This window comes from Sphingomonas sp. BK580 (assembly GCF_014194975.1).
Taxonomy (GTDB): domain Bacteria; phylum Pseudomonadota; class Alphaproteobacteria; order Sphingomonadales; family Sphingomonadaceae; genus Sphingomonas.
Window position 1 is genome coordinate 150,151 of the sequence record NZ_JACIAY010000004.1, and the last position, 20,207, is coordinate 170,357.

Genomic DNA, 20,207 nt, shown 5'->3' on the forward strand with positions numbered 1-20,207 from the left:
GGCCGATGGTCACAAGGCGACAGGTCATCGGCACGTCACTCACCCTCGCCGCCAGCGCGGCCGTCGCCGGGCCGGCGACGCCGCCGCGCAAGCGCCTCAAACAGTCGGTCAGCCGCTGGTGCTACGGGAAGATCCCGCTCGATCAGCTCTGCGCCTTCGCCGCCAAGATCGGGTTGGACGGCATCGATCTGCTCGAACCCAAGGACTATGACGTGCCGCGCCGCCACGGGCTGCGCTGCACGATGGGCTATGCCGCGGACGTGATGCAGATCCCCGATGGGCTCAATCGCACCGAGAACCACGCCGCGATCGAGGCGCAGTATCGCGTCGGCATCCCGCAGGCGGCCAAGGCGGGCGTGCCCAACGTCATCGCTTTCTCGGGCAACCGCAAGGGCATGTCCGACGAGCAGGGCGCCGAGAACACGATCGCGGGGCTCAATCGCGTCAAGAGGATCGCCGAGGACAACAACGTCACGATCTGCCTCGAGCTGCTCAACAGCAAGGTCGACCACAAGGACTATATGGCGGACCACACCGCCTGGGGCGCGCGCGTGATGGAGGCGGTGGGCTCGCCCCACGTCAAGCTGCTGTACGACGCCTATCACATGCAGATCATGGAGGGCGACCTGATCGACACGGTACGCCAGAACATCCGCTGGATCGGCCATGTCCACACTGGCGGCGTGCCGGGGCGCCATGACCTCGACGACACGCAGGAAGTCAACTGGGGCGCGTTCGCCCGCGCGCTCGCCGACACCGGCTTCGACGGCTATCTCGCGCACGAGTTCGTGCCCAGGGGCGATCCGCTGCCCGCGCTCGCGCGCGCGGTGAAGACCTGCGCGGCGTGAGCGGACGCTAGGCGCGGCGCGGCCCGTGTCCGGCGCGGCCATCCCGACGCCCCGCCGCGTCGCCGAGCGCCCCGCGGTCGACGCCGCGACCTTCGAGCGCGAGATCGTCCCGACCTACGCGCCGGTCGTGCTGCGCGGTCAGGTCCGCCACTTCGCGGCGGTGCGCGCCGGCGCGGGCGGCGATCGCGCGATGGCGTCCTATCTCGCGCGCTTCGGCGGCGGGCAGAAGCTCGACGTGATGATCGGCGCGCCCGAGATCCACGGGCGCTTCTTCTACGACGAGGCGCTGACCGGCTTCAATTTCTCGCGCCAGAAGGTGGCGCTGGGCCAGCTGCTCGGTGAGCTCGTCCGCTTCGCCGAGGAGCGGACCGCGGCGCCGCACGCGCTCTACGCCAACGCCGCGACCGCGCCCGAGCATCTGCCCGGCTGGCAGGACGAGAACGCGCTGGGGCTGCCGACCGGGAACGCGCCCGCGCGGCTGTGGATCGGCAACGCCACCCAGGTCGCGACCCACTACGACCAATCGGACAACATCGCCTGCGTGGTGCACGGCCGGCGGCGCTTCACGCTCTTCCCGCCCGAGCAGATCGCCAACCTCTACGTCGGCCCGCTCGATCACACGATGGCCGGGCCGCCATCGAGCATGGTCGACCCGGACTCGCCCGACCTGGTGCGCTACCCGCGCTTCGCCGCCGCGCTGGAGCACGCCCAGGTCACCGAGCTCGGCCCCGCGGACGCGATCTTCATCCCCGCGATCTGGTGGCACCATGTCCGCGCGCTCGACCCGCTCAACGTGCTCGTCAACTACTGGTGGGAGCAGCAGGCGACCGCCTCACCCTTCGGCGCGCTGGTCCACGCGCTGATGAGCGTGCGCGACCTGCCGCCCGAGCAGAAAGCGGCGTGGCGCGGCTGGTTCGACCATTATGTCTTCGCGCTCGACGCCGACCAGGCCGCCGCGCACCTGCCGCCCGCCGCGCGCGGCATCCTCGGCCCGGCGAGTGCGGCAAGGACCGAGCGGCTGCGCGGCTTCCTGATCAGGCTGCTCGGCGGGCGCGTGTGAGACTCCTCCCCGCGATGCGGGGAAGAATGCCCCCGGGCTACCGTCCGAGGCTATCCACCAAGGTCGCGCGGATGCGCGCGGCGGTGCCGGGGTCGAGCGGGCCGAGCACGCCCTTGACGTCGTCGGGCAGGTGCGCCGCGGGGGCGCCGTCCGGACGGAAGACGAGGTGGTCGAACACCGCGCGATAGGCCGCGCGCTGGTTCGCCGGGAGCGCGGCGATCGCCACCAGCGCGTGGAGCAGCACGTCATAGGGGTTGCCCAGCCCCGCCGGTGCCGGGTTCCACCAGTAGTTGACGAAGGCGTTGACGGGCTCGAGCGACGCCACCGCGTGCCACCAGTGGAACGGGATGTAGATGCCGTCGCCCGGTTCCAGCGTGGCGCTCTGCGCCGTCCGCAAGGCGTCGGCGAAGCGCGGGTAGCGCTCGAGGTCGGGCGCGTCGGGGTCGACGAGGCTCACCGGCGTGCCCGCGGGGGTCAGCTCGAGCGGACCCATGTAGAGGTTGGCGATCTGGTCGGGCGGGAACAGCGTGAAGCGCCGCCGCCCCAGCACCACCACGCCGACATTCTCCATCAGGTCATAGTGCGTGGCGACGCGGATCGCGTTGCCCAGCCACATGCGCGGGACCACGCCGTCGGGCACGAGCGCGCAGGCGTTCGCCTCGGCGAAGCCGGGGAGCAGCTCGGGCAGCGGCACCGACTGGATCGCCATCGCATAGGGTTCGGCATGGCCGCGGTCGCGCAGCAGGCGGTCCAGGAACGGGTCGAGCGGGGTCTGCCCGCGCACGAAGTTGAGCGCCTTGAGATCGGGCGTGTAGAAGAAGCGCCCCGCGATCCCCGGCTCGCCAAGGATCGCGGGCACCGGCGCGGGGCGGCTGAAGCGCTTGAGATAACCCACGCCCGCCTCGGCCGACTCGCCCGCGGCGACCACCGCCGGCCAGTCGCGCGCGATGCCGCGCAGCACCACCGGGCGCGCGGCGGGGCGCACCTCCTCCTCGAAGCGACGGCGGTCGACGCCGGTCAGCTCGGGCAGCGGCGCGGTCACGCCGCCAGCCCCACCAGATCGCAGCCGAGCCCGCGCAGGTGATCCTCTTGCCGCGGCAGCAGCGCCGCGGTCTCCGCCACGACGCGGCGGATATGATCGAGCCGCGCCAGCGTCTCGGCGTCGCTCAGCAGGTCCGCGGCGGGGTGATAGCCGCCGGCGGCGACTCCCTGGCCGACCATCACCGACAGCCAGCTCGTCTCGGTGAACAATTCGTCGCCCTCGCGGAAGATGCGGCCGTTGGCGGCGAAGATCGCGAGCTTGTCGGCGAGCCCGGGCGGCGGCTCGAGCGTGCGGCAATAGTCCCAGAAGGGCGAGTCGCGCCGCTCGGTCGCCTTGTAGTGAAGCACGAGGAAGTCGCGGATGTCGCGATAGTCGGCGACATGGGCGGCGTTGAAGCGGTCGATCTCGCGCTGGTCGAAGCGGCGCGTCGGCCAATAGGTGAGCAGCCGCGCGATCGCGGACTGAACGAGGTGGATGCTGGTCGACTCGAGCGGCTCGAGGAACCCGCCGGCCAGGCCGAGCGCGACCGTGTTGCCGACCCAGGCGCGGCGGCGGTGCCCCGCGGTGAAGCGCAGCGGGCGCGGATCGCCCAGCGGCGCGCCGTCGAGGTTCGCGAGCAAGGTCGCCGCCGCCTCGTCGTCGGAGAGGTGCTGCGAGGCATAGACATAGCCGTTGCCGATGCGGTGCTGGAGCGGGATGCGCCACTGCCAGCCGGCGGCGCGCGCGGTGGAGCGAGTCAGTGGCTGGCGGTCGCCGCCGTTGGCGCAGGGGACCGCGACCGCGCGATCGCACGGCAGCCAGTGGCTCCAATCCTCGAAGCCCGCTTCGAGCGTCTCCTCGATCAGCAGCCCGCGGAATCCCGAACAGTCGAGGAACAGGTCGCCTGCCACGCGCGCGCCCGACTCGAGCACGACGGCGGCGACATGGCCGCTCTCGTCGGCGCGCTCGACCGCGACGATCCGCCCCTCGGTGCGGCGCGCGCCGTTCGCCTCGGCCAGCCGGCGCAGGAAGCGCGCGTAGAGGCCGGCGTCGAACTGGAAGGCATAGCCCAGCTTGGAGAGCGGCGAGCCGGGCTGGTCGGGGCGCGGGTGCGCGAAGCGTCCCTGCAGCCCCGCCACCACCGCGAGCGAATAGGCGTCGAGCGGGGTGTCGTCGCCGAGCTCGCGGCCCTTGAGCCAGTGGTGGTGGAACTCGATCCCCTTCATGTCGAGCCCGTAGAAGCCGAAGGGGTGGACGTAGCGATGGCCCGGTCGCATCCAGTCGACGAACTCGATCCCGAGCTTGTAGGTGGCGCGCGTCTCGCGCAGGAACTCCGCCTCGTCGATGCCGAGCATCTTGTTGAACAGCACGATCTGCGGGATCGTCGCCTCCCCGACGCCGACGGTGCCGATCGCCTCGGACTCGACCAGCTCGATCGACAGGCCCGGGATCTCGCCGAGCACGCGCGCGATCGCGGCGGCCGCCATCCATCCCGCGGTGCCGCCCCCGACGATCACGACGCGGCGGATCGAGTCGGTCCTCACAGCGGGTCGGCCGAGAAGTTGAACGGCGTCTCCGAGGCGAAGGAGAAGGTCGGCCCCGGGTCCGGCGCGGCGGGCGGGGGCGGGGCGGCCGGTGCCGCGCCGGCGCCGATGTGGCGGAGGAAGTCGCCGTGCCGCGGCAGCTTGTCCGCCACGGCGAGATAGTCGCGGCGCATCTGCTCGATCGCCTCCGCGACGCGATCCTCGTCGAGCGCGTCGGCGGCGGGCTCGTGCTCGTCGGGAACGACATGCTGGCCGAGGCAGACCGCGACCCAGCTGGTGGTGGCGAACAGCTCGCGGCCCTCACGGAAGACGCGGCCTTTTGCCCGGAACAGGTCGATCTTGCGCTGCAGGCTGGCGGGCACGTCCATCGTGCGGCAGCGCTCCCAGAAGGGCGTGTCGCCGCGCCGTGTCGCCTTATAGTGCAGGATGACGAAGTCGCGCACGTCCTCGTACAGCTCGTGCATCTGCGCGTTATACTCGTCGCGCTCGACCGCGGCGAAGCGGCGGTCGGGGAAGAGCGCGATCAGCTTGGCGATGCCGGACTGGACGAGATGGATCGAGGTCGACTCGAGCGGCTCGACGAACCCCGAGGCGAGCCCCAGCGCGACCACGTTGCGGTTCCACGCCAGGGCGCGCCGCCCGGTGGTGAAGGCGAGGTGGCGCGGCTGCGCGAGCGGCGGCCCTTCGAGATGGTGGAGCAGCTCGCGCTCGGCCGACTCGCGCGTCTGATAGTCGCTGCAATAGACCAGGCCGTTGCCCATCCGCTCCTGAAGCGGGATGCGCCACTGCCAGCCGGCGCCGCGCGCGGTGGCGCGGGTATAGGGGTCCGGGTCGCCGGCGAGCGCGCTCGGCACCGCCACCGCGCGGTCGCACGGCAGCCAGCGGCGCCAGTCCTCGTAGCCGGTGGCGAGCGTCTCTTCGATCAGCAGCCCGCGGAAGCCCGAACAGTCGACGAACAGCTCGCCCGCGATCACCTGGCCGTCCTCCAACCGCAGCGCGGTGACGTAGCCGTCCTCGGGGCGCTGCGCGACCGCGGCGACCTTGCCCTCGACGCGGCGCACGCCGTTGCGCTCGGCATAGTCGCGCAGGAAGTCGGCGTAGCGCGCGGCGTCGAAGTGATAGGCGTAGAGCAGCTCCTTCACCGCCGACTGCGCATTGGGCGAGGGCGGGGCGAACTTGCCAGCCTGCGCCGCCACCGCGCTCATCGACCAGGCCGAGATGTCCTGCATCACGCGGCGCTGGCGCTCGCGCACGTAGAGCTGGTGGAAGTGGACCCCGCCGAGATCGTGGCCGTGCGCGCCGAACGGGTGAAAGTAGCGCTCGCCCAGCCCGCCCCAGTCGACGAACTCGATGCCCAGCTTGAAGGTGCCGCCGGTGGCGCGGATGAACGCCTGCTCGTCGATGCCGAGCATGCGGTTGAAGGTGAGCAGCGGCGGGATCGTCGCCTCGCCGACGCCGACGGTGCCGATCTCCTCGGACTCGACCAGGGTGATCCGGGTCACGCCGTTGTTGAGGAAGCGCGACAGCGCCGCGGCGGCCATCCAGCCGGCGGTGCCCCCGCCCAGGATGACGACGTGGCGGATGGTATGGTCGTTCATCGGGCGAGCCGTCCTCGTGCGGTGGCGAGATAATCGTCGGCGGTGGGGCAGCGCGCCACCGCCTGCGCGATCGCGGCGCGATAGGCCGCCATCGCGCGGTCGCTGTCGGCCGCGGCGGTGACGTCGATCAGCGGGTCGACCCGCCGCGGCAGGACGCCCTGGCCGAGCAGCAGCGCGAGCCAGTCGTCGCGCGCGAACGTCTCCTCCTCGAAGAAGGGCAGGCGGCCGCGCTCGGCGAACAGCCGCAGGGTGCGCTCGAGGCTCTCGGGCAGCGCCGCGGGCGGCTGCCAGAAGGCGCCGGGCCGCCGCGCGGTGGCGTAATGGCACAGCACGAAGTCGCGCACGCGCGCCACCTCGGCGCCCGCCTGGCGATTGTAGTCGGCGAGCTCGAGCGGGTGGCAGGCGCGCCCCGGCAGCATCGCGACGATCCGGTCGATCGCGCTCTGCGCGAGGTGAAGGTTGGTGAAGTCGAGCGGCTCGATCACCGTCGCGGCGTCCCCCACCGCGACGCAGTTGCGCGCCCAGGGGGCGGGCCGCGTGCCCTGGCGGAACGACACCGGCGCGGTGATCGTGGTGGCGCCCGCGGCGGCGAGCGCCTCGCCGGCCGCGGCGTCGCCCAGCGCGGCGGCGGCGTAGCAGTGGCCGTGCAGCGTCCGCCCCGGCGCCGCGCTGCGCCAGCGCCAGCCGCCGTCCGTCGCGGTGACTCGATCGAGCGGCGAGAGCGGCTCGGGCGCGCCCTCGCCGGTGACGAGTCGGTCGCAGCGCAGCCACGCCGACCACTCCTCGCGCTCCCGGTCGATCGCGTCGCGTACGACGGCCAGCGGTCCGCTGGCGTCGACGTAGAGGTCGGCCGCGAGCGTCGCGCCGTCGTCGAGCACGAGCCGCTCGATGAACCCGTCGTCGCCGCGCAGCCGTGCCGCGGCGACGGTCCCCTCGCGCACGCCCACCCCGAGGTGGCGCGCGAAGGCGGCGAGCATGGCGCGATAGCGCTCGACGTCGAGCACCAGCCCGGGCTGAACGTCGCCGATCAGCGGGTCGGCCGCGCCCGTCGCCACCCGGCCCGCGCGCGCCAGCGCCGCCGCCGGAGCGTGCGAGTCGAACGGCGCGGCGGCGCCCGCGTGTGCGGCGCGGACCCAGTGATGGTGGAAGGAAGCCGTGCCGAACGGCCGGCCATAGCTGCCGTACGCGTGGACATAGGGTGGCACGCCCTCGACCCAGCCCTCGAACAGGGTGCCGAGCCGCCACGTGCCCCCCGCGCGCACCACCGCGTCCTCCTCGCGCAGCCCGAGGTCGTCGTGGAAACCGATCGTCGAGGGCAGGGTATGGGGTAGGCGGTCGGCGAGCGCGTCGGGGCTCGGCGGGGTGGCGAGGATCGTCACCTCCAGCCCCGGCACGCGCCGTCGCAGCGCCACCGCGGCGGACCAGCCGACGATGCCGCCGCCCACCACCGCGACGCTGCGGATCGGCGCGTCCAGCATCGTCACGCCGCCGCCGGCATGGGGCAATAGGCCGCGAGGAAGTCGCGATGCTCCGCCATGCCGCGGGTCGCCGCCTCGATCTCGCCACGAAGCCGCCGCATGCCCGCCGCGAGGATGTCCGCTTCCGGCCCGTCCGCCCGGGGGTCGTGGCCGTCGGGCAGAACGCGCTGGCCGAGGTAGACCGACACCCAGCTGGCATCGAGGAAGGCGCCCTCGCGATACTTCACCACGCGGCCACGGCGGCGGAACAGCGCCATTTTCTCGGCGAGACTGGCGGGGATCTCCATGCTGCGGACGTACTGCCAGAAGGACGAGTCGTCGCGCTCGGTCGCGTGATAGTGCAGGATCAGGAAGTCGCGGACCCGGTCATATTCCATGTTGACGAGGCGATTGAACTCGTCGCGATCGGCAGAAGCGATGCGGCGCTCCGGGAACAGCTCGACCAGCGCGGTGATCGCCTGCTGGACGAGGTACAGGCTGGTCGACTCGAGCGGCTCCAGGAACCCTGAGGCGAGCCCGACCGCGACGACATTGCCGACCCAGCTGCGCGCCCGCCGTCCCGCCTTGAAACGCAGCACGCGCGGCTCGGCCAGCGGCGTCCCCTCCACCGCGGCCACCAGCGCGTCGGCGGCGGCGCCCTCGTCGAGGAAGTCGCTGGCGAAGACGTAGCCATTGCCCGTGCGGTGCTGGAGCGGGATGCGCCAGCGCCAGCCCGCGGGCATGGCGATCGCGCTGGTATAGGGCGTCACCGCGGTGGCGGTGCGGCACGGCAGCGCCACCGCGCGGTCGGCGGGAAGCCAGCGCGACCAATCGTCGAACGGCTCGCCCATCGCCTTGCCGATCAGGAGCGCGACGAAGCCGGAGCAGTCGATGAACAGGTCACCCTCGACGCGGCGACCGTCCTCCAACACCACCGCGGTGACGTCGCCGCTGAGCGGGTCGCGCGCGACGTCGACGATCCGTCCCTCGGTGCGGCGCGCCCCCAGGCCCTCCGAGAGCCGGCGCAGATAGGGCGCGAAGGCCACGGCGTCGAACTGATAGGCGTAGCCGAAGGTGGAGGCGATCTGGCGCGGGTCGGTCGCGGGCGCGCCGAAGCGATTCGCGCGCGCGAGCGAGCAGGCCATCGAGAAGGCCTCGATCGGCGGCAGCGCGACGCCTTCGTGGAGCAGCCGCGCGTAGTAATGGTGGAACTGCACCTCGCCGGTGCCGCGGCCGAAGGTGCCGAACGGGTGGATGTAACTGTCGCCGATCCGCGCCCAGTCGCGGAACTCGATCCCCAGTTTGAAGGTGGCGCGGGTCGCCGCCATGAACTCGGCCTCGGCGATGCCGAGCCGCTCGTTGAAGGCGCGGATGTGCGGCAGCGTCGCCTCGCCGACGCCGATGATCCCGATCGCCTCCGATTCGACCAGGTCGACCGTGCAGCGCGTCGGCAGCAGCTTGGCGAGCGCGGCCGCGGTCATCCAGCCGGACGTGCCTCCGCCGACCACCACCACGCGCTGTCGTTCCGCCCGCTCCATCCGCCTCCACCTCCCGTCGCGGACGTCCGTTCCGGCGCCGCGATCCCGGCTTGTCATAGCGCAAGCGGCGGCCGCGGGAATGCCGGAAAGCCACACCGAATAATGAAAAATGATAGCGCAAACATTTCCGTTGCGGCGCGCTCGCGGCAGTCGTACCGATTGCTGGAAGATGCCACGCGATCGGCGCGGAGAGACATCGTAGTATGATTATTCAGGAGGGGGTGTGATGATCATCGAGGACAAGCCCGCCCGCGGCGGCCATACCCGACTTCGTAACAGGGCCGTTCTGACCGGCGTTTCTGTGTCGGCGATGTGCGCCTTCGCGCTGGCCGCGCCGGCGTTGGCGCAGACGGGCGCAGCGACCGGGCAGAACACCGCCGGCGCGGCGACCTCGCCGAACATGCCGGGGGCGGATCCGGCGGCGCAGAACAGCGGTGACACGCCGGCCACGGACGCCGCCGGCGAGAGCGACATCGTCGTCACCGGCATCCGGCAGAGCCTCGCCAACGCGCAGAACATCAAGCGCAACTCCGACACCGTCGTCGATGCGATCACGGCGCAGGACATCGGCGCGCTGCCCGACCGCTCGGTCACCGAGGCGCTTCAGCGCGTGCCGGGCGTCTCGATCAACCGCTTCGCCGGGAACAACGACCCCGACCATTTCTCGGTCGAGGGCTCGGGTGTGAACGTTCGCGGGCTCAACTTCGTCCGCTCCGAGTTCAACGGACGCGACACCTTCTCGGCCGGTATCGGCGGCCAGGCGATCAACTTCGCCGACGTGCCCTCCGAGCTGCTCGGCTCGGTCGAGGTGTACAAGAACGCCACCGCCGACCTGATCGAGGGCGGGCTCGCCGGCACGGTCAACCTCAACACGCGCAAGCCGTTCGATAACAAGGGCTTCCACATCGGGGGCGGGGTCGAGGCGAATTACGGTGACTTCGCCAAGAAATGGGCGCCGACGGGCTCGCTGCTGGTCTCGAACACCTGGGACACGCCGATCGGTCGGTTCGGCATCCTGGCGAACGCCTCCTACTCGCGGCTGAAGAGCCGCGCCGACGGCATCCAGGTCACCAACTTCCAGACGCGCGACGGCGTCCAGGCGGCGACCGGCACCGGCACCAACACCACGGTGACCTGCCGCAACCAGCTGCCCGGCACCACCGACGGCTTCACGTTGCTGCCCGGCACGGTGAACGGCGTGGGCGGCCAATCCTTCCCGAACCCCGCCAATGTCTGCGGTGCGCAGGGCACCGCGGGCGCGGACGGCTATGCCGACCCGACCGCGATCGCCTATGCGCCGATCGGGGGCCAGTTCCGCAGCCAGGACTATGATCGCAAGCGCGACGGCCAGGCGCTGGCGGTGCAGTGGCAGAGCACCGACGAGCGCACCACCTTTACCGCCCAGTTCCTGCGCACCCACTCGAGCAGCGCCTGGGGCGAGCACACGTTCGAGACCGCGCCCGACCTGTCCGAGTACAGCACCTACCCGGCGGGCTGCCAGCAGAACGGCAACGGACCGCTCAACGGCGCGAACCAGAGCACCACGCGCGCGGAGTGCCAGCTCACCGGCGCGGGCCAGTTCCAGTTCGGCGAGAATCAGCGCGGCAACGGCTATAATCCGGGCGGCGGGCCCTATCCGAACTTCGTCTACGACGACAGCGGGCTTTTCCAGAGCGGCTTCATCACGCTGCCCGGCAACGGCTGGCGTACGAGCTCGAGCGGCCAGCCAACGACGACGGTGCCGACGGGCGGGACGCAGCAGTCGCTGTCGCGGCGCCAGGTCTATGACGAGAATCTCGTCAAGGACGCCGGTTTCAACCTCAAGATCAATCCGGACGATCACTGGTCGATCGGGCTGGATGTCGACTATACGTATGCCAAGCACGACGTCACCGATCTGAGCGTGTTCGGCTCGACCTTCGCCGACTCGGAACTCGACCTCACCGGCAACCTGCCCGTGGTGATCCCCCACAAGCCGCTGACCCTGGCGGCCAACTGGGCCTCACCGAACCCGGCGATGGCGGCGGCGAGCGACTCGGACTATTTCCAGAGCCGCGACTTCCAGTTCTGGCGGGCGGCGATGGACCACATCGAACACAGCGTCGGCTCGGAATATCAGATCAAGGGCGACTTCGCCTACAAGTTCGACGAGGGCGACTTCCTGCAGCGAGTGAAGTTCGGTGCGCGATATGCCGAGCGCTCGCAGGATGTGCGTTACACCGCTTACAACTGGGGAGCGATCAGCGAAGTCTGGTCGGGCCGGGTGAACGACACCTTCTCCGGTGCACCCGTATCCTTCAACCAGGGCGACACGAGCCGTTCATCCCTGTATTCGTTTGACAATTTCTTCCGCGGCCAGACCGCGGCCCCGCCGAGCGCCTATTATTACAACGGCGATCTGATCGGCGACTATAATGGGGCTACTAACTTCTTCCAGACGCAGAACGACATCTGGCGCAATACCAACGGCGCCACCGCGACCAATCGCTTCCTCGCCGCCGGGCAGCGCGTCGGCGCGATCCCGGGTACCGCGTTCCTCCCGTCCGAGGTCTCGAACGTCAATCAGCAGGACAGCGCGGCCTATGCCATGGTCCAGTTCGGCAACAACGAGCCGGTGTTCGGCAACATCCGTCTCTCGGGCAACATCGGGGTGCGGTACGTTCGTACGACGGTGCAATCGCGCACCGAGACGGCGGTGCCTAATCGGACCGAGCTCGGCGTGGCCGATCCTTACTCGACCCGCTGCGCCACCTCGCAGCGACAGCTGCCCAATGGCACCACCGAGACGGTACAGCCTGGCGGCGTCTGTACCCTGGGCGAGACCGAATATGAGCGGCTGCGCACCTTCGCGACGCCGGGCTATGCCTCGCAGCCGGCGAACTTCACCAACAGCTACAATTACTGGCTGCCGAGCGCGAACCTCAAGTTCGGTGTCACCAACGACGTGATCGTCCGCCTCGCCGCGTCGAAGGTGCTGACCCGGCCGGACTTCGCCAACATCAGGCCGTACGTGACCTACGCGCTCGAGCCGGGCTCGGGCACGGTGACGATCAACGCGGGCAACCCGTATCTCAAACCCGCCACCGCGTGGCAGTTCGACGCGACGGTGGAATGGTATTTCGGCCGTGTCGGTCAGATCTCGCTCGACGCCTTCTACAAGACGGTGGACGGCTTCTTCTACCAGTCGCTGGTCAACCGCTCGATCACCAACAACGGCATCACGCAGAACATCCAGGCACGCGGCCCCGCCAACTACGACGGCAAGGGCAAGATCAAGGGCTTCGAGGTCGCCTACCAGCAGACCTTCGACTTCCTGCCAAGTTTCCTCAGCGGCCTCGGCTTCAACGGAAACTATACCTATATCGACAGCTCGGGCCTGCCCAATTCCTTCCTCAACGGCGGCACGCCCTCGTCGAACTCGACGATCGCCAAGGGCAACCTGCCGCTGGAGGGCCTGTCGAAGCATAACGTCAACGCGACGGTCTTCTACGAGAAGGGGCCGGTGTCGCTGCGCGCCGCGTACAACTGGCGGTCACGCTTCCTGCTCACCGCGGCGGACGTGATCTTCCCCTACACGTCGATCTTCAACGACGCGACCGGGCAGCTCGACGCCTCGGCCTTCATCAACCTGAACAAATGGGTCAAGCTCGGCGTTCAGGGGGTCAATCTGACCAACACGACGACCAAGCTGCTCCAGGCCTACAAGGGCGGCTCGGACGACCTCGCGCCGCGCTCCTACTTCACCAACGACCGGCGCTACTCGATCATCCTGCGCGCCAACTACTGAGTGGTGCGGAGAGCGTCGGTCCGTCGATGATCACGGCCGCGCTCTCCCTCCGCTTATACGGGTCGGAGCCGGACCCGGGATGCCGCGGGCGTCACGCCCGTGGCGCGACGGGAAACATGGATGCCGGGTCACGCCCGGCGTGACGATCCGCCGCGCGATGGGTGGCCCGTTGTCATCCGTGAGCGCCGCGGGTCACGCGCGCCTGGGTGCCTCCGCCAGCGCACGCGCGATCGCGGCGTGCAGCGGCTTGGGGCGATAGTCGACGTCATACGGGCACGGACGTCGCGGCGCCTTGTCGGGGCGCGGCTCGAACGGGCCGATCCAGCTGAAGCGGTCGCTCAGCCCCCAGGCGAGCACGTCGCGCAGCCCCGGATAGCTGAGCGTGACGTCGAGGTAGCGCCGCGCGTAATCGGCGACGCCGCGGTCACGCGCGGCGACCTCCGCGGGCAGTCCGTTGTCGCGCACGTCGAACTCGGTGATCAGCAGGCGATAGCCCATCGCGGTGACGGCATCGAGGAAGTGCCGCCACTCGCCCTCATAAGCGCGCGCGCTCGCGGCGGTATCGCTGCCGGCGGTGACGATATGCGACTGCAGGCCGAGTGCATCGACCGGCGTGCCGCGCTTGCGGAAGCCTTCCAGCAGCCGCAGCACGCCGGCGCGGTGCGCCGCATTGCCCGGCTCCCAGCTCATGTAATCGTTGTAGACCAGCTCGGCGTGCGGCGCCCCCGCGCGCGCGGTGTGGAAGGCGAGGTCCAGTGTCGCCTCGGTGCCGCCGAGCGCCTGACTCAGCGCGGTCTCCTCCAGTGCGCCGGTTTCCGGCGTCACCGCCTCGTTGACGACGTCATAGCTGGTGATCCGCGTGCCGTAGCGGCGCGTGACCGTCGCGATATGCTCGCGCAGGATGCGCTCGGCCTCGGCCGCCGGGCGCGCGCCGAAGTCATGCGCCTCGAGCCAGCGCGGCATCCACTTGCGCCGCTGCCAGAGCAGGTTGTGTCCGCGCAGCGCCATGTGCGCGCGCGCGGCATAGTCGGCGATGCGATCGAAGGCGGCGAAATCGAACTGGTCGGGCGTAGGCCGCAGATGCTGCCACTTCGTCTCGTTCTCGGCGACGAGCACGCCGCAGTCGGCGCGCAGCAGCGCGGCGTAGCGGGGGTTGTCCGGAGAGGCGCCTCGCGGTCGACTCGACAGCGCCGAGCCGAAGCGGCGCCCGCGCCGACGAGCCACGGCGTCGAGCCCGGACGCGCCGCTCGCACTCATGGCAGGTCCGGCGGTCAGCGCCGCGGCGAGTGCCGCCAATCCCTCGCGTCGTGTCGGCGACCAGTCCATGTCCGGCTCCTCTGTCAGCGGCGGCGGCGAGTCGTGCGCGCGCCCGGTTCGTCGAGCGCTGAAGCGACCCAGAGCAGCGGGGCGTTCCAGTTGATCGCCACCTCGTTGAGCGCATAGGCGCGGATGTCGTCGACCCAGCAGCGCTGCGGCGCGCACCGGCCCTTCATCTTCGCCGCGATCGGGTCCGCCATCGCGGTCGAGTTGGGGCCGCCGGAGACAATGCCGGGGGGCGGACCGGGCAGCGACGCGTCGAGCTGGTGCGCCCAGAAGCGGTGGTGCGGGTTGGTCAGCGGGCGCGCGCCGAAGCCCGAGACATAGCTCTGGTCGAGCGGGTTGCGGCCGAGCACATAGTCGATCGCGTCGACCATGCCGTCACGGTAGCGCGCTGCCCCGGTGAGCCGCTGCGCCACGCCCAGGATCATCGCGCGGTTGAGGATTACCGCGTTGGATCCCCAGGGATAATCCAGCGTGGCATAAGGGATGCGATAGCCGCTGCGCGCTTCCTCGGCGAGGAAGCCGTCGGCCGCGGCGATCAGCCCGGCGCGCGCCGGTGTCGCCTCGCTCGCCGACACACCCGCCGCGGTCGCGAGCGTGATCGTGCCGAGCGCGGCGACATGGCCCCAGTCGGGCGCGCGCACCGGCGCGGTGTGCCACGGAGAGCCACGCAGCGCCGCAGCGAACTCGGGCTCGCCCGTGGTTGCGTACAGCTCGGCCGCGGCCCAGTAGAATTCGTCGCTCACGTCGTCGTCGCCGTAGCCCCCGCTGCCGGTGAAGCTGCTGGTGGCGAAGACCTGCGGATGGCGCAGCGCGGCGGCGTAGGCTCGGCGCGCGGCGGCGAGGCAGGTCGCGCTGAAGCGCGGGTCGATCGTGCGCCAGATGCGCGCACCCTGTGCCGCCGTCGCCGCGAGGTTGAGCGTCGCGGCGGTGGTCGGCGGGTAGAGCAGCCGGTCCTCGCGGTCGTCGGCGGGGCGGGTCGGCAGCGCGGTCCAGCGGCGGTCGGCGACCTTCTGGTGCGCCATGCCACCGGCGTCGATCGTGCGGAAGGCGGGCGCTTCCGCGCCGCGGGCGGGACCGACGGGCACGGTCGCGCGTGCGCCGTCGGGGATCTGCATCGCGAGGAGAAGGCGCATCTCCCAGCGCGCCTCGTCGAGCAGGTCGTCGACCCCGTTGCCACTCTCGGGCAGGTTGCCGCGGCCGTCGGCGAAGGGGAAGCGACCGGCGCGCGCGTCGCGCTCGTACAGGTCCTGCAGCGTCCACAGCGCGATGCCGCCGTTGACGACATATTTGCCGTGGTCGCCCGCGTCATACCAGCCGCCGGTGACGTCGAGGCGATAGTCGCACCCCGACCAGGGCGTGCCGCGCTCGTCCTTGCCGGAGAAGCACGGCGCGATCTCCTTGGCGTGGCCGGCCGGACGTGCCCAGCGCGGGTCGCCGGCGTAGCGCGGCTCGATCGCGATGCCGGCACGGGTCTGGTAGAAATAGTGCAGCGCGGCCGCGGCGAGGGGGCGGTAAAGGCCAGCGCCCACCGCGAACGGGCGGCTGGTCCGCCCGCCGACGCTGAGGCTATAGGTGCCGGGCGCGGTGACCCGGCCGAGATCGACGAGATGGACGTGGTCACCCGAGGCCGCGTCGTCGCCGATCACCTGCGTCTCGCCCGCGGCAACCGTCGCCCCGCGCGCGTCGCGCACGGTCCAGCGGAGCGGCTGGGTCGAGCGGTCGGCGACGATCGCTCGCTTGGCGGTGTCGGGCAGGAAGCCGAGTTGGTTCAGATGGATCGCGCTCGGTGCCGGGGCCGCGCCGAGCGCGGCGGAGGCGGCGAGCGAGACGATCAGGCGGGCGGGGCGACGAGTCATGGGCGCAGCGTACCGGAGCGCGCGAGACGAGGAAACGTCGGAGATCAAAGAAGAAAACGGTCGATCGCTGCCGCGTGCCGCGCGGGCGGCGCTCGCGGCGGCGGATCGGCGCGCGGCCGCGCGACGCGCCTAGTGCAGCTTGGCGATCGACAGGCCGTCCTGCTTCACCCGCTCCTTCACCGACTCCTCACTACGGGTGAGCGCCTTGGCGATCGCCTTCAGCGCCATGCCCTTCTTCGCGAGCGTGTGGAGCTTCTGGATCTCGTCGGGGCGCCACGGCTGGCGATGTCTCTCGAAGCGGTCGGCCATCGCGCTTCGCTACGCGCTTCGCGCCGCGCTGGCCAGCGTCTCAGCCGCCGACATAGCTGACCCGCCACACCGTGCCGCCGACGTCGTCCGCGATCAGCAGCCGGCCGCGCGGATCGACCGCGACGCCGACCGGGCGACCGCGCGCCTTGCCGTCCTTGAGGAAGCCGGTGACGAAGTCGCGCGGCACGCCGACGGGGCGCGCGTCGCGGAAGGCGATGAAGGCGACCTTGTAGCCGTGGGGCTCGGTGCGGTTCCAGCTGCCGTGCTCGCCGACGAAGGCGCCGCCGCGGTAGCCCGCGGGAAAGCTCGCCCCGGTGTAGAAGGCGAGCCCGAGCGGCGCGACGTGCGAGCCGAGCGCGTAATCGGGCGCGATCGCGCGCGCGACCAAGTCGGGGCGTTGCGGCCTGACGCGCGGGTCGCGTTGCTGGCCGTAATAGCTGTAGGGCCAGCCGTAGAAGGCGCCGGGTCGCACCGAGGTGAGATAGTCGGGCACCAGGTTGGGGCCGAGCTCGTCACGCTCGTTGATCACCGCCCACAAGGTGTTGGTGCCGGGGTAGAAGGTGAGCCCGTTGGGGTTGCGCAGGCCGGTCGCGAAGGGACGCGACGCGCCGGTGCGCGGGTCGACCTCGAAGATCGCGGCGCGATCCCGCTCGGCGTCGCTGCCGCGTTCCATCGCGTTGCTGTTCGAGCCGACGCCGACATACAGCCGCGTGCCGTCGGGGCTGGCGGTGAGGCTCTTGGTCCAGTGATGGTTGATCGCGCCCGCCGGCAGCGGGGTCAGCCGCGTCGCCGGGCCGGTGACCCGCGTCTGACCCGGGGCGAAGGGATAGCGCACGATCGCGTCGGTGTTCGCGACATAGAGCTGGCCGCCGAGCGCGACCACGCCGAACGGCGCGTTGAGCTTGTCGACCAGCACCGAGCGCGCGCTGGGGCCGCCGTCGCCGCCGGCACCGCTCAGCAGCGTCAGGCGGTTGCTCGGCGCGGGCGCGTCGCCGCTCTGCGTCTGCGAGTGCGCGCGCGCCATCACCCAGTCGCGGATCGGGTCCTTGGGCCGCTGCACCGGCTCCTTTCCCTCGTTGCGCGATTCGACCACCAGCACGTCGCCGTTCGGGAGCGCGACGACGTTGCGCGGGTTGCTGAGCCCGCTGGCGAGCGGCTCGATGCGGAAGCCGGCGGGGACGGTGGGCGTCTCGCCCTTCTTCCAGCCGACGGTCTCGTAGACCCCGACGTCGGCGACGAGCTGCTCGTGCGGGGCCGGCAGCACCGGGTTGGCGCCGTACTGGCGATTCTGATCGATCTGCTGCCCGCTGCCGCACGCGGCGAGCGGGAGCGCGACCAGCGCGGGGGCGAACCGACGGATCATCGCACGTCTCCCGCGATGCGCCGCGGCACCGCCTGCCAGAACCAGCCAGCGGCGAGCGCGAGCAGCACTGCCAGCACCGACAGCGTCAGCCCGGTCGGCACCACCGCGGTCCAGCCGTCGCGCGCGTGGATGAAGGAGTTGAACACCTCGACGATCCAGGCCGAGAGCAGCAGGGTGAAGTGCAGCCCGAGCGCGCCGCGCCGGGCGGCGCCGGCACGGACGAGCTCGATCAGCAGCACGACGCCCGCTACGCCCCCGGCGACCAACCCGGCGAGCAGCAGCCAGGACGAGAAGTCGAGCCACATCATCTCGGCGCTCGCGGCGTAGGCGAGATCGGTCACCAGTGCGGCGAGGAACAATGTGATCGGCACCGGCAGTAGCACCGGGTAGATCGGCCGCCCCGCGAGCGCGAGGGGAGCGAGCGCTGGGCGCCCGGGGCTGGATGCCATCGAGTCAGGTCCTTCCGGTCCGAGTGGCGCGAGTACGAGCGGATGGCGCGCGCAGTTCCGCGCGCGGCGGGACGAAGGTATCGATCGAGATCAAGGGCGGTGCGGTGCCGGTGATCTTTCGCCGTCGACCTCCTCCTCCGCCCGCGCTTGCTTCGGCTCCCTTCCATCTGCCGCCTCTCCTCTTCCGTCCTCCCCGCGCAGGCGGGGATCTAGACGCGCTGTCGTCGCGCTTCCTGCCTCAGCGTCAGCGTGTCTGGACGCCCGCCGTCGCGGGAATGACGAGAGGGGGCGGTGGCACGACGAGCTCCGGCCGCCTCGACCGGTCCTATAGCTCCGCCCGCTCGCCGATCCGCACCAGGCTGCCGACCACCACCCTGCTGCCACCACGTTGGCAGCAGGCCCGACGTACACCGTCTCCACCGGCCGCCCCGGCCCGAGGAGACCTTCCATGTTGACGCTGTTCCACGCTCCCCGCTCGCGCTCGACCCGGATCATCTGGCTGCTCGAGGAACTCGGCGTGCCGTACCAGCTCCGCTACGTCACGATCCGCTACCGCGACGGCAGCGGTGAGGGACCCGACGCCGCCAACCCGCACCCCGACAAGAAGGTGCCCGCGCTGCTCGACGAGCAGGTGCTCGTCACCGAGTCCGCCGCGGTGGCGACCTTTCTCGCCGATCGGGCGAGCGATGGCGGGCTCGCACCCGCGATCGGGGACCGCGACCGCGGCGCCTATCTCACCTGGCTGAGCTGGATCGAGGGCGAGTTCGGCCCCGCGATCGGCGCCCGGCTCGGCGCCATCGAGGGGGAGATCCCGCCGGCCTTCGCCGCCGCGCTGACGCGGATCGAGCGTGCGCTGGCGGACGGACCGTGGCTGCTGGGCGCGCGCTTCAGCGCGGCCGACGTGATGCTCGGCGGCACGCTCGGCTGGGCGCATCAGCTGATGCCGAACGACGGCGTCATCCCCGCCTATCTCGCGCGGCTGACCGAGCGTCCCGCCTTCCAGCGCGCGATGGCGCGTGACGCGGTGCCGGCGTGACCGCGCGCGACCTGTGCTGGGCGGCGGTGGGCTTCGTCGCGACCGCGCTGCTCATCCTGGCGAGCGCCGCCACGCCGCTGCTCTGCGGGCTCGCCTCGCCGTTCGCGCGGCCCTAGGCTCGGCCGCATGCGCCGCGCCGACCGCCTGTTCGAGATCGTCCAGCTGCTCCGCCGCGCGCCCGGCCCGATGACCGCCGACGCGATCGCGGCCGAGCTCGAGACCAGCCGACGCTCGGTCTATCGCGACATCGCCGCGCTGGTGGCGCAGCGCGTGCCGATCCGCGGCGAGGCGGGGATCGGTTACGTGCTCGAGCGCGGCTTCGACATGCCGCCGCTGATGCTCACCTCGGACGAGGTCGAGGCGGTGGTGCTCGGCGCGCAATGGGTGCTGGTGCACGCCGACGAGGGGCTGGCGCGTGCCGCGGCCGACGTGCTCGCCAAGGTGGCGGCGGTGATCCCGGAGCGGCTGCGCGCCGCGATCGACGAGCCCGCCGTGATCACCCCGCCGTCGTGGAGCGAGCGCGCCGATGCCGGGGTCGATGTCGCGCGGCTGCGCGCCTGGAGCCTGCAGGGGCGCAAGCTTCGGATCGGCTATGCCGACGCCGCCGGCGCGCCGAGCGAGCGGACGGTGTGGCCGTTCCTGGTCGGCTATATGGATGGCAAGCGCGTGCTGATCGCCTGGTGCGAGCTGCGCGGCGACTTCCGCATGTTCCGCACCGACCGGCTGGCGAGCGTCAGCTTCCTCGACGAGCGCTACCCCGAGCGCCGCGCGGTGCTGCGGCGGCGCTGGCTCGCGATGATGGCGGCACGACGCGAGGCGGCGGGGTGAGGCGAGCCGCGGCCGTGTTCACCTCGTCATCCCGGTCTTGAAACGGGAGCCATGGTGCCGCGCGCGCCTCGATCGTTGCTGGCGCGGAAGCATGCATCCCGGCTCGAGCCCGGGATGACGCGGTGTGGGCGAGCCGGAGAACCTCCCTCTGAGTCGCGGGACCGCGGCGCGTGCCAGTACAGCGGTCGCG

Annotated in this window: 15 protein-coding genes; 5 read left to right on the top strand and 10 right to left on the bottom strand. The window is 71.3% G+C overall.

Annotation, left to right across the window (positions count from 1 at the left end; all coding sequences use genetic code 11):
- The first annotated feature begins 5 nt into the window (after nucleotides 1–5).
- Both FHY05_RS09510 and FHY05_RS09515 read left to right on the top strand, forming a co-directional pair.
- Nucleotides 6–848, top strand: coding sequence for a hydroxypyruvate isomerase family protein (locus FHY05_RS09510; RefSeq protein ID WP_183944152.1), 843 nt, complete (start codon nucleotides 6–8; stop codon nucleotides 846–848).
- A 25-nt stretch (nucleotides 849–873) separates the two neighbouring features.
- Nucleotides 874–1,908, top strand: a complete 1,035-nt coding sequence (locus tag FHY05_RS09515; RefSeq protein WP_311732432.1) for a cupin-like domain-containing protein — start codon at nucleotides 874–876, stop codon at nucleotides 1,906–1,908.
- 37 nt (nucleotides 1,909–1,945) lie between these two features.
- Here FHY05_RS09515 and FHY05_RS22465 read toward each other — a convergent pair whose 3' ends face one another.
- From FHY05_RS22465 to FHY05_RS09540, 5 genes are read right to left on the bottom strand one after another with little or no spacing between them, the layout of a single operon-like run.
- On the bottom strand, nucleotides 1,946–2,950 hold the full coding sequence (locus tag FHY05_RS22465) for a cupin-like domain-containing protein (RefSeq protein ID WP_311732433.1): 1,005 nt from the start codon (nucleotides 2,948–2,950) through the stop codon (nucleotides 1,946–1,948).
- Nucleotides 2,947–4,473 (bottom strand): tryptophan halogenase family protein, encoded by a 1,527-nt coding sequence (locus FHY05_RS22470; RefSeq protein ID WP_183944153.1) that lies wholly within the window; start codon nucleotides 4,471–4,473, stop codon nucleotides 2,947–2,949. Before FHY05_RS22470 ends, FHY05_RS22465 begins: the two co-directional genes overlap by 4 nt.
- On the bottom strand, nucleotides 4,470–6,071 hold the full coding sequence (locus tag FHY05_RS09530; RefSeq protein ID WP_183944154.1) for a tryptophan halogenase family protein: 1,602 nt from the start codon (nucleotides 6,069–6,071) through the stop codon (nucleotides 4,470–4,472). Before FHY05_RS09530 ends, FHY05_RS22470 begins: the two co-directional genes overlap by 4 nt.
- Nucleotides 6,068–7,549 (bottom strand): tryptophan 7-halogenase, encoded by a 1,482-nt coding sequence (locus FHY05_RS09535; RefSeq protein WP_260181473.1) that lies wholly within the window; start codon nucleotides 7,547–7,549, stop codon nucleotides 6,068–6,070. Before FHY05_RS09535 ends, FHY05_RS09530 begins: the two co-directional genes overlap by 4 nt.
- Before the next feature lie 2 nt (nucleotides 7,550–7,551).
- Nucleotides 7,552–9,066 (bottom strand): tryptophan halogenase family protein, encoded by a 1,515-nt coding sequence (locus FHY05_RS09540; RefSeq protein WP_183944156.1) that lies wholly within the window; start codon nucleotides 9,064–9,066, stop codon nucleotides 7,552–7,554.
- Nucleotides 9,067–9,292: 226 nt separating this feature from the next.
- On the opposite strand from FHY05_RS09540, the gene FHY05_RS09545 reads away from it, so the two are divergent.
- Nucleotides 9,293–12,853 carry a TonB-dependent receptor gene (locus FHY05_RS09545; RefSeq protein ID WP_260181442.1) on the top strand — a complete coding sequence of 1,187 codons (3,561 nt, stop codon included), beginning with the start codon at nucleotides 9,293–9,295 and terminating at the stop codon, nucleotides 12,851–12,853.
- A 192-nt stretch (nucleotides 12,854–13,045) separates the two neighbouring features.
- On the opposite strand, the gene FHY05_RS09550 is transcribed toward FHY05_RS09545, so the two are convergent.
- The 5 genes from FHY05_RS09550 to FHY05_RS09570 all read right to left on the bottom strand — a co-directional run bounded on the left by FHY05_RS09550 (nucleotide 13,046) and on the right by FHY05_RS09570 (nucleotide 18,153).
- On the bottom strand, nucleotides 13,046–14,179 hold the full coding sequence (locus tag FHY05_RS09550; protein WP_183944157.1) for an endo-1,4-beta-xylanase: 1,134 nt from the start codon (nucleotides 14,177–14,179) through the stop codon (nucleotides 13,046–13,048).
- A gap of 14 nt (nucleotides 14,180–14,193) precedes the next feature.
- Nucleotides 14,194–16,032 carry a glycoside hydrolase family 9 protein gene (locus tag FHY05_RS09555; protein ID WP_183944158.1) on the bottom strand — a complete coding sequence of 613 codons (1,839 nt, stop codon included), beginning with the start codon at nucleotides 16,030–16,032 and terminating at the stop codon, nucleotides 14,194–14,196.
- A 129-nt stretch (nucleotides 16,033–16,161) separates the two neighbouring features.
- Nucleotides 16,162–16,341: a hypothetical protein gene (locus FHY05_RS09560; protein WP_183944159.1), complete on the bottom strand. Its 180-nt coding sequence runs from the start codon at nucleotides 16,339–16,341 to the stop codon at nucleotides 16,162–16,164.
- 40 nt (nucleotides 16,342–16,381) lie between these two features.
- Nucleotides 16,382–17,704 carry a sorbosone dehydrogenase family protein gene (locus FHY05_RS09565; RefSeq protein WP_183944160.1) on the bottom strand — a complete coding sequence of 441 codons (1,323 nt, stop codon included), beginning with the start codon at nucleotides 17,702–17,704 and terminating at the stop codon, nucleotides 16,382–16,384.
- On the bottom strand, nucleotides 17,701–18,153 hold the full coding sequence (locus FHY05_RS09570; protein WP_183944161.1) for a DUF2231 domain-containing protein: 453 nt from the start codon (nucleotides 18,151–18,153) through the stop codon (nucleotides 17,701–17,703). Before FHY05_RS09570 ends, FHY05_RS09565 begins: the two co-directional genes overlap by 4 nt.
- A 448-nt stretch (nucleotides 18,154–18,601) precedes the next feature.
- On the opposite strand from FHY05_RS09570, the gene FHY05_RS09575 reads away from it, so the two are divergent.
- The gene (locus FHY05_RS09575) at nucleotides 18,602–19,189 is read left to right on the top strand and encodes a glutathione S-transferase family protein (RefSeq protein WP_183944162.1); all 588 of its coding nucleotides are present in this window, start codon (nucleotides 18,602–18,604) and stop codon (nucleotides 19,187–19,189) included.
- A gap of 126 nt (nucleotides 19,190–19,315) precedes the next feature.
- A complete protein-coding gene (locus FHY05_RS09580) occupies nucleotides 19,316–20,017 on the top strand; it encodes a YafY family protein (RefSeq protein WP_183944163.1) in 702 nt (233 codons plus the stop codon).
- The last annotated feature ends 190 nt before the right edge of the window (nucleotides 20,018–20,207 follow it).